Source organism: Candidatus Neptunochlamydia vexilliferae (genome assembly GCF_015356785.1).
GTDB lineage: Bacteria > Chlamydiota > Chlamydiia > Chlamydiales > Simkaniaceae > Neptunichlamydia > Neptunichlamydia vexilliferae.
In genome coordinates this window covers 1-1,281 of record NZ_JAAEJV010000120.1, presented here as the reverse complement: position 1 = coordinate 1,281, position 1,281 = coordinate 1, and the positions used below count along the sequence as shown (strand labels likewise).

The window sequence follows — 1,281 nt, the reverse complement described above, 5'->3', positions numbered from 1 at the left end:
TTGACAAAATGATACCCAATAGAGGATTTGATAACATGGAAAATGAAGATAAACTCGAAAAAGCCGTTAGGGCTATAAAAAGTGATGAGAGCATCTTAAATTGTGTTTTAGAAATGGTTGACACAATCGAGAATAAAGAAGGAAATCTGAACTCAGGTGACGATGCAGAAGAAGCGGTTGTTGGAGTTATACAGAAAGCCGGAGTAATGATGCTGGAGAAGTGGGCAGAAAAGAAAAGCCGTGAAGCAGAGTCTCAAGCAGTCGCAGAAGGAGAAGTTCGCCCTCACGAAAAAAAAAATTTGCTGGCACACGTCCCTTGGAGATATAAAGCTGGTGACACAGGGCTTTCTTTTCAAAAAAAAGAAAGCCCCTAATAGAAGAATTGTTCCATTCACTAAAAACACTGGAGTGAGGCACTTAGGTTACTCGAAACGACTAAGCCGTTTAACTGTAGATATGTCAGCAGAATCGTCTTTTAGGCAGGCAGGAGACCGGATGTTAGAGCATCATGGAGTGGAAGTTTCTGTTAGTGCTATCAGGGAAATGACTCTAAGAAATGCGCAAAAATCAAAAAAGATTTTGAGTAAAGAGAGGAAAACCTCATTGGAGACTGGCTCAGATTTAGTGAATCTAGAAATGGATGGAGTCATGGTCCCTACTGTTGAATATGAAGACTCTAAAGACAGGAGAAAAGCAAAGACACTGCAATGGAAGGAAATCAAGGTTGGAGCTATTCAAGATCCTAAATGTGTGGAGCCTAAGTTTGCCTGTTCAATGGAAGGAGCTGATGCTTTAGGGGACAGGCTAATTATTCAAATGCATGGATTAGTGGGGAGTTTTATCCCTAATATTCATGGTCTTGCGGATGGGGCGCTTTGGACTATAGAACAGGGAGAACGTATTGGAGGAAGTCGATATGGGCACTTAATAGACTTTTATCATCTTTCCGAGTATCTCAGCGATGCCTTTGAAGGAGATAGTAAAAAAGCGCTTATGCTGAAGAGATCACAACAAGAGATCAGGTTAGGGGAAATCCAGAAGGTAGCAAAAAGGCTGAAAAGACGACAAAAGCTAAACCCAAAACACGAAGGTATTATGAAATGCCTAAAGTATATTAAAAATCGCCCAGGCCAATTTAAATATAAAGAAGCAATAGAAAAAGATTTACCTATTGGTTCGGGGTTAATAGAAAGCACCAATAGATCCCTAATACAAAAAAGGTTAAAAATACCTGGAGCATGGTGGTTAGCTGAAAATGCCGATGATATGGCCCAACTTAGA

General features: G+C 40.3%; 2 protein-coding genes. Both read left to right on the top strand.

Going from position 1 to position 1,281, the window contains the following annotated elements:
* On the top strand, positions 1–374 hold a 374-nt coding region (locus NEPTK9_RS09510), incomplete at its 5' end, for a hypothetical protein (RefSeq protein WP_228547124.1).
* A gap of 121 nt (positions 375–495) precedes the next feature.
* Positions 496–1,281, top strand: a 786-nt coding sequence (locus NEPTK9_RS09505) for a hypothetical protein (protein ID WP_194848589.1), incomplete at its 3' end; no start/stop codon positions are given.